Raw genomic sequence first — 7529 nt, 5'->3', positions numbered from 1 at the left:
GCTCATCAAAAGTCTCGCAGAAAATCACCAGCGCTCTGTCGCCGATCAGTCAATTTTTTGCAACAGAGCCCGTCCGCCTCACTGTCGCGCTGTCGTTGGATGGCATCCCCCAGCGCTCGCTCCTGATCTGTCGTGACGGCCTGAAGTCTCGCGACATAGTCGCCAAGGCAACGCTCGTGTCGGTCGAGCGTATCGCGCGCTTCGATGGCCAGCTGCAGGTTTTGCTTGAAGTCGTGGAGCTCGCCCTCCTCAATCTGCCGCGGTGTGATTGGGTTTGCCGATAGGGTCGCGGGGAGGAGAGGACTTGCTGCAAAGGTCATTGTGAGGCATGCAGAAGTCAGCAGTTTGGTTAAGCGGATATTCATTTTGAACCTCTTGTCGAATTTGCGGCTCTGAACCGCAGCACTGGGCGAGGGGGAACGTTCGCCTGAACCTCTCGGTCAAAGCGCGGACAGTGTCTTCGGATTCCGGTAACGCAACGGTCCTAGGCTCGAAGGATTGCGAGCCGCAGCCACCTTTCAAATCCAGAAGCTACAGCCTCTGCTTGTTAGGGTGTGTCGGGCACCTAACACAATCTATGAGGGTTTGTGATGTTTTTTGGCGTTGAGCGACAGTGCAACAAAATGCACGCTTTTCCTCTGGTCATAAGGCGTAAGGATACCGTCGCCGGGATGGTAGGACGGCCCCGAACGACGGAGGAGCAGCAGCTCTTGCGTTAGTGGCAACATCTCTAAGGTTTGGCGGTTGACAACCCAGACTTGGGCAACTTATGCAGAGTATCCGTGCTGCGTTGGGGCGTTTATGGTTCAGTTGGAATTGGACGTTTTAGTGCGGAAAATTCTCCGGCACTCAGCCTTCATGCACTCTGTGGCTGTTCTTTGTGTCCAATTGCCCGCAATGTTCAAGGCTGAGACCAGGCTTGTTCGCGCCATGGGAGATTTTGGCGCATTTTCGATAGTGGTAAGCGCGACCGCCGCTGCAGCGACTGGCGATGGCACTTTTAATCTGGCGTCGGTTCAGTCCCAGGTCGTTCGGCTGAAGTGGGCGTCAAGCCGACGTGTCAGGGCTCTGGTCGAATGGTTGGAATGGGCCGGATCCGTAAGAAAAGCGGCGCCTTCGGGCGATCTCCGAAAGCGACCATGGTATATCACCGGCTGGCTTCAAGCGACGATAGACGCCTTGTTGGAACTTTTTCTGACAGTCACGCATCCGTGGAGGATGCCTGACTTTCTCACCACTATCGCAACACAAATGTCGATGTTTCTCGCTAACTTGAACCAGATGATGCAGACGACCGCCAACTGGACGGTGTGGAGCAGCGAGAGCCGCCTGTTCGCAAATCATGTCGCGGGTTTCCCAATTCTTCTTGATCTTCTGCGCGCTTGCATGGAGGCGAATTGGCCAAGTGCCGGTGTTTTCTTTTCGCGCAAGGCGTTGGCCAAGGCTTACAACATCAGCCGTGCACATGTGACAAAGATCCTCGCTCAGGCAGAACGGTTGGGTGTGGTGCGTCGTCGGGATGCGTTTGTGGTGATCGCTTCCTCGGCTAAAGTCAATGTTCTCAGAGACATCGCCTATCAATTCGCGTTCCTGTTGTCTGCCTTTATGATCTGCCAGCCAAATCCTCGAACATTGGAAGGCTGAGAGGGAAACGGAGGCACCGCAGCTCTGTTACAAAGCATCCGGTCATGCGGGAAGAGCACCAGTGATTTTCTGCGAGACCTTTGCTGAGTCATTTTAATTGGCGCAACATCGACAAGGCCCCGGTTCAAAACGTTGAAGACAGCCTATGCGACGATTAAAGGTTTCGAGGTGATGCGGGCCCTACGAAAGGGCCAGGTAGCGATTTTCACCCGGCGACATTCGTGGCGAAGCTCGCATTGGTGAACGAGCCTTCGGAGTTGGGCCCAGCGCACTTACCTAAACTATAGCAATCCCCACCCAGAACTTAGAAGCTCACGCCGCGTGACTGAGGCCCAGAAAGCTCTCTCTTCGACCAATGAGAATTCTCGCAACAAAGCCTGGCAGCGAGTCAGCGACTTCAACCCAGCATCCGCGCGGCCCTCCCACTCCGCCGAGTGGCGCTGTTGTAATATTCCGAGGCCTGCTGGACGGATCGATGCCGTGACTGCTCCATGGCTTCCGGTAGTGAGATACCACGATTGGCCGCTTCCGTCAGATAGCCCGACCGCAGGCCGTGGGCGGAAAACTCCGCCGGCTCGAGGCCTGCCATTGCCGCACGTTGCTTGACGATGTCGTTGATGACTTTGGGATCAAGCGCCCGCTTGGAAACATTCCCCCACCGATCGATCCCCCGGAACACGCTGCCCTTGTCTATTCTGGCGGCCTCAAGCCAAGCATTGAGTGCCTCAACGGGCCGACCGGTGAGGTAGACGATCTCGTCATTTTCAGCGCCGCTGGTCTTCGTGCGACCAAGATGAATTGACAGCGAGAGGAGGGGAGGGCCACCATCGACAGGGATCGGCGTCTCGCGCGCAAGCTGTTCTTTTCGAAGTCCGGCGATTTCGCTACGGCGACGGCCGCCGGACGCAAAGGCGACCATCAGGATGGCCCGGTCCCTGACGTCACGCAGCTTATTGGTTTGGCAGGTGGCGATTAGCTTGGACAGCACATCTCCCGTGACGGCCTTGGCGCTCTTGCGCTTCTTCGGCCGCGGCGTCGCCCGTACTGCAAGGCGAAGGGCGGATTTCAGGGCAGGGGAGGTGAAAGAGCCATTGAGGCCTCGCCATTTGGTCAACGTCGACCAGCTGGCCAGTCGGCGGCGAACGGTATCCGGCGCATGTGGGCCGGGCGATCGCAAAAAACCTTGGACTCGAAGCTTGTGCTCGACATCATCAGGCATCCCGTGCTGCGGGTCAATCTTGCGCTTTTCAGGATCCCAGAGATGATGCGCGACGAACTTCAAGAGCAGCGCTTCGGGTGTGGGCCAAGGCAAGGATCTACCTGTTGCAGCGAGCGACCAAGCCTGCAGATAGGCGAGATCGGAGGTGAGCGCCCGGAGCGTGTTGGCGCCCATGCCCTCATTGACGAGATGCCGAAGTGTCTCGACATCCTGATCCGTCAGCAACTCCGCGAGTTCGTCGCGGCGTTCCATTGGGAGAACGGCTGCGATGGTGTCGAGTGCCTCTGCGCGCTCGGAGAGCCCTGCTGCGCGATCAATGCTCATGCTCGGCCGGTCCAAACAATGTCACTCCTTCTGCGCGGGCGGCTTCTGCCAACCGGCGATCAAGTGTGGCAAGTGGAAGTTGCTCCAGAAGCGCGAGGGCAAGATAGGCAGCGTCATAAGCGCTGAGCCTATATTTCCGTGATAAGCGTACCACCTCAGTATCATCGCCAGGGCCGACAAGCTGTAAGGGCAACGCGCGCAGCCGCGCCAGAGCAGAATGAACAAAATCACCGGAGATCCGCTCACGCTTTTCGGCGCTCAGGAGAATGCTGCGAACCTCATGGCGAAGCAGATCAGGTGCGATCGCGTCTTCCTCTACCATGCCGGTCATTGCCTGTTCCGCGGTTGTGTTTTCTTCGTCCGGCAGCAGCCAAGCGCCAGCGATGGAGGCGTCTACGACGAACGCCATCAGCGCCGCCCTTCCTGCTTCCATTCCTGAATTTCCTGGTGGGTGACTGGCTTGGCTTGGGCACGGAGGGCCCGAACCGCTTCGATCACGGCCAGACGCTGACGCCGTTCATCCATGGCGACCAGTCGCGCGACCGGATCATTGCCGCGGGCGATGATGAAGTCTTCGCCAGCTTCGACACGGGCCAGCAGTTCGGATAGATGCGTTTTCGCCTCAGCGACCTTGACGGTGACAGTCATGGCAATTCCTTGCTGCGATTCTTGGGTATTTGCAGCGGAGAGTAGGGTAGATTTCGGGGTTGGTCAATGGGCTGGCTATTTCATTTCCGATAAGGGTTACTTATCGGTGGTTATGCCATTGCGACTGACCGTGCCTCCGGAAATCTTCCGCTTGATGACAAAGCCACGCAGATCTCGCTCGGATGCATTGGTGTGGAGCGGGATCTCCGGCCGCTCCAGGACCATGAGCAGCTCGGCCTTGCGGCGCTTCAGGCGAGCCAGGAGCTTGTCGAGGTCACCATATCCGGTGCGCATCGAGAATATCCGATCGAACCGTACCTGAAGCGCGCGGGCTGCACGCGAGCTTGGATGTCGCTGATAGTCTTTGAGAAGCTTGTAAAAGAGCCAGATCAGCTCGCGCAGGGATTCGACGTGCTTTACCTGACGCGGCGTTGCCGGCATCAGCTTGTGCAGCAATCGCTCTGAATGGACCCAGCTTGCGTCAGGGCAAGCCCTGGAAAGGAGAATGGAATGTAGAACCTGAAACCTTTCGGAGTCATCCAGAGGGTTCGACCCCCTCCCGGTAAAGGCGCAGCCCGCCAGCCGGAAGCGAGTCTTGCATGGGCGACGGCAACGTCGTTCGTGAAGCGTAGACAGCGGATGCTGAAGCCTTGGGCTAGCCCCGAAATCATGTTGTCGCTGAGAGCCTTCGGTCTGTTGGGCCCGGGGGCAGCAACGACAGAATCGTTAGGGCGAGATTCTGCCGGCTCGGCCGGGGTCTTGGAACAGGGCAAAGGCATAGGAGGGATGACCAGGGAACCTGAGAGATCCCGCTTGCGCCCACAGGCAAGAACGCCGGAACAGGGAACCCCGGCTGACCATGGTTCCGGGCTTGGGCTGCGTCCTCCGCGCAGCTCGGGAGCGCCTTGGCGATCACGAACGACGGAGGAGCATGTGGAGCCTGTGACCGAAACCATAAGGAAGCGGGTTTGCGTGAGCGGGAAGTCGTAGCGCCTTCATAAGAGCGTCGATGTCGGGGAACTGGGCTCACCGGGGCCCGCCGGAGCGAAGGGAGGCGTCATGTGTAGAGAACCGTTGACCTGAAACATGGGAGGGGACGCTGAACCCCACAAACCTGTCTACGAACCGACAACGGATAGCCAATCTGGCGAGGACGAAACGGGGTGTGGCACTGTGCTCGCTCCACCATGTCATCGATTTGGAATGGATGAAGGAGGCCTACCGGCTCACCCGCAAGGATGGTGCCACCGGGATCGACGGCGTCACAGCGACAGATTATGAGGTGAACCTTGAGGCCAGACTTCTGGACCTTCTGGGGGGCATCAAGTCAGGTCGATATCGTGCGCCGCCTGTCCGGCGAGCATACATACCCAAGGCGGACGGGTCACAAAGGATGCTCGGCATTCCGACCTTCGAAGACAAGGTGGCGCAACGTGCCGTCACGATGGTGCTGGAGGCCATTTACGAGGAGGAGTTCTACCCCTGCTCATACGGCTTCCGACCGGGTCGCTCCGCCCACCACGCGCTCCACGCATTGCGGGGCGAAGTGTGGGGTAAGCGGCTCTACTGGGTCGTCGATATCGACATACGAAGGTACTTCGACACGAGCCCGCACTCTCAACTCCGGGCTTTCCTCGACCAGCGAGTGACAGATGGTATCATCCGACGGATGATCGACAAATGGCTGGGAGCAGGCGCCGTCGAAGACGGTCTCCTGCGCCGAACGACACTGGGCTCCCCGCAAGGAGGTGTGATCTCACCCTGTCTATCGAACATTTTCCTGCACCATGTGCTGGATGAGTGGTTCGAGATCGAGGTGCGACCACGGCTCCGGGGAGGCTGCACCCTCGCACGGTACGCTGACGACGCTGTGATGGCGTTCGACAATCTTGTCGATGCCCAACGGGTCTTGGCGGTATTGGGCAAGCGCCTTGCACGGTTTGGGCTCACGCTCCATCCCGACAAGACGACGCCTCGTCGACTTCCGCCCGCGACAGACGGAGCGCACACGACATCCGGCAACGGACGCCAGCAGCTTCGACTTTCTCGGCCTGAATCACGTGTGGGGACGGTCTCGCAAAGGCAAGGCCATGGTGATGCAGATTACGGCCAAGGGCCGGTTTGCTCGTGGACTGGCGGCGGTGAGTGACTGGTGCCGACGCAATCGGCATTGGTCGATCCGCGATCAGCATCGGCACCTCTCTTCGATGCTGCGGGGCCACTTCGCCTACTATGGTGTTGGTGGCAATGGTCGACGTTTGCGATGGTTCGCTCATCAGGTCGTGAGGATATGGCAGAAATGGCTGTCGCGTCGAGATCGCCAAAGCGTAGTCCGGTGGACACGTCTCAACGAGATCCTCAAACGACATCCACTGCCGCCAGTTAGGATCGTCCATAAGTTCGCCACTGTCAGCCAAACTCTACTATGAGGAACCGGATGCGGGAAATCTGCTCGTCCGGGTCTGTGAGGGGTGGGGATGGTAACGTCCCCACCTACTCGGCACAGCGCGTGGGTGCCGACCCGAAACTGCCCGGCATCGTCGGAGACGATGACGGTGTTGCCGACCAGCCCATGATGGCGGATGGCACCCCAGATGCCGGCCTCGGCGAACGGCCGGAGCGTCTGCGTGTCGAAGATGTCGATGCCATGTTCGGCGAGATGCTGGAGAAACGGGACCTGATTGGCAAACCGCTGCGGTTCGTGGGTGTTCAACCGGGCAGCAAGGGCAGGGTCGACCTGCCGGTCTTCCAACAGCGCAAAAGCGGCATCGTTGAGGACATAGTCCTGATAGTTGCCGCGCAAAAGGGCCAGAAAGTTCAGTCGCGACTTCGCCGGCGCTGTGCGAAAGGCGGTGAAATGCTCACCGCCGATATGCGTCGTATGGAAATTGCGGTTGGCATGACGGGCACCGGTGTCGTCGACCGTGACATAGGGCGCCGAAACCAGGCCGGCATGCAGCACAGCGGCATCCTCCGCATGAAAGCCATCCAGCCCTTGCGTCAGGAACCGCACCACCTGGCGTTTGGAGATTTCGACACCGACGTCGTTGAGCAACGTCGTCATTCGCTGCGTCGTGACCTGCCCATGCGTCGCCCTCGGCTGCGCCGTCCTTGATCGAATGCTTCAATGCGCACGCCCGAAATCCATACTCAGCTTGTACCCAGGCTGTTGGCTTTAAGGCTTGCGACGATAGCGGCTTGATCTTCGTCTTGGAACCCACCCGGTTTTGACGCGTCTTTGGGCAGTTTTTTCAGGCTAGAGATCTCCACTCGTCCAACTTCTTTATCCTGCTTCCACAACTGGATTGCATGATAGACGATTTCGCTGATGGAGCCGTAACTGCCATTGTTGATGGCCTCTTGCATACTCGATTCATGGCTCTGAGTAATCGATACATTGAGGTAGCATATTGTGGGACTGTTCAAGTTCCTCTCCTTTATGGCACGATGGTTGTCTGCAGGCCCAGACAGCTGCCGAATGATCGGGAAAAGGCCACCTTTGAAAAGCACGGACGGACACTGCGGTAAGTGTACGTAACGCCTCCAGGCTTTCGACCCAGACCCGCCGACCTGCGCATCAAGACATTATCCTGCCTTGGAGCCATGCGCGCGTCTACCACTGCATTCCATCGGAGAAAGCAGCCTATTGGATGAGCCAGGCGTGCTTATGGCCGAATTAAAACCGGGCCTGACA

At 58.5% G+C, this 7529-nt stretch carries 9 protein-coding genes and 1 pseudogene; 4 read left to right on the top strand and 6 right to left on the bottom strand.

Annotated features, from left to right (window positions below; translation table 11 throughout):
• The 3 genes and pseudogenes from E8M78_RS23530 to E8M78_RS23770 all read left to right on the top strand — a co-directional run.
• Positions 1–284 (top strand): hypothetical protein (locus tag E8M78_RS23530; protein ID WP_205910228.1); only part of this gene is annotated, 284 nt, incomplete at its 5' end.
• A gap of 517 nt (positions 285–801) precedes the next feature.
• Positions 802–1644 carry a hypothetical protein gene (locus E8M78_RS06980; RefSeq protein WP_137134375.1) on the top strand — a complete coding sequence of 281 codons (843 nt, stop codon included), beginning with the start codon at positions 802–804 and terminating at the stop codon, positions 1642–1644.
• Between the two features lie 123 nt (positions 1645–1767).
• A pseudogene (locus E8M78_RS23770) lies at positions 1768–1924 on the top strand (IS6 family transposase); the annotation flags it as partial.
• Positions 1925–2041: 117 nt separating this feature from the next.
• Here the strand turns inward: E8M78_RS23770 and E8M78_RS06970 are convergent.
• From E8M78_RS06970 to E8M78_RS06955, 4 genes are all read right to left on the bottom strand, one after another.
• Complete coding sequence (locus E8M78_RS06970; protein WP_137134374.1) at positions 2042–3187, bottom strand: site-specific integrase; 1146 nt, start codon at positions 3185–3187, stop codon at positions 2042–2044.
• On the bottom strand, positions 3177–3596 hold the full coding sequence (locus E8M78_RS06965; protein WP_137134382.1) for a type II toxin-antitoxin system VapC family toxin: 420 nt from the start codon (positions 3594–3596) through the stop codon (positions 3177–3179). Before E8M78_RS06965 ends, E8M78_RS06970 begins: the two co-directional genes overlap by 11 nt.
• Positions 3596–3835: a type II toxin-antitoxin system prevent-host-death family antitoxin gene (locus E8M78_RS06960; protein WP_137134373.1), complete on the bottom strand. Its 240-nt coding sequence runs from the start codon at positions 3833–3835 to the stop codon at positions 3596–3598. The genes E8M78_RS06965 and E8M78_RS06960 overlap by 1 nt, the downstream gene beginning before the upstream one ends.
• A gap of 96 nt (positions 3836–3931) precedes the next feature.
• Positions 3932–4342: a transposase gene (locus tag E8M78_RS06955; RefSeq protein ID WP_281405057.1), complete on the bottom strand. Its 411-nt coding sequence runs from the start codon at positions 4340–4342 to the stop codon at positions 3932–3934.
• A gap of 658 nt (positions 4343–5000) precedes the next feature.
• Here E8M78_RS06955 and E8M78_RS06950 point away from each other — a divergent pair.
• On the top strand, positions 5001–5984 hold the full coding sequence (locus E8M78_RS06950) for a reverse transcriptase domain-containing protein (RefSeq protein ID WP_246658250.1): 984 nt from the start codon (positions 5001–5003) through the stop codon (positions 5982–5984).
• Positions 5985–6110: 126 nt separating this feature from the next.
• Here the strand turns inward: E8M78_RS06950 and E8M78_RS23765 are convergent, their stop codons facing one another.
• A complete protein-coding gene (locus E8M78_RS23765; protein WP_246658249.1) occupies positions 6111–6899 on the bottom strand; it encodes a hypothetical protein in 789 nt (262 codons plus the stop codon).
• Between the two features lie 86 nt (positions 6900–6985).
• Positions 6986–7261 (bottom strand): hypothetical protein, encoded by a 276-nt coding sequence (locus tag E8M78_RS06940; protein WP_137134372.1) that lies wholly within the window; start codon positions 7259–7261, stop codon positions 6986–6988.
• Positions 7262–7529 lie beyond the last annotated feature (268 nt).

The sequence above is a fragment of the Rhizobium sp. FKY42 genome (assembly GCF_005222835.1).
In the GTDB taxonomy this organism is placed as follows: Bacteria; Pseudomonadota; Alphaproteobacteria; order Rhizobiales; family Rhizobiaceae; genus Neorhizobium.
Note: the sequence above shows the minus strand (reverse complement) of the source record. Positions and strands in the feature narration are given on the sequence as shown.

Bases quoted from the DNA above. Each gene is read 5' to 3' on its own strand.
- E8M78_RS06980 (WP_137134375.1), top strand. From the start codon at position 802: ATGGTTCAGTTGGAATTGGACGTTTTAGTGCGGAAAATTCTCCGGCAC.
- E8M78_RS06970 (WP_137134374.1), bottom strand. From the start codon at position 3,187: ATGAGCATTGATCGCGCAGCAGGGCTCTCCGAGCGCGCAGAGGCACTC.
- E8M78_RS06965 (WP_137134382.1), bottom strand. From the start codon at position 3,596: ATGGCGTTCGTCGTAGACGCCTCCATCGCTGGCGCTTGGCTGCTGCCG.
- E8M78_RS06960 (WP_137134373.1), bottom strand. From the start codon at position 3,835: ATGACTGTCACCGTCAAGGTCGCTGAGGCGAAAACGCATCTATCCGAA.
- E8M78_RS23765 (WP_246658249.1), bottom strand. From the start codon at position 6,899: ATGACGACGTTGCTCAACGACGTCGGTGTCGAAATCTCCAAACGCCAG.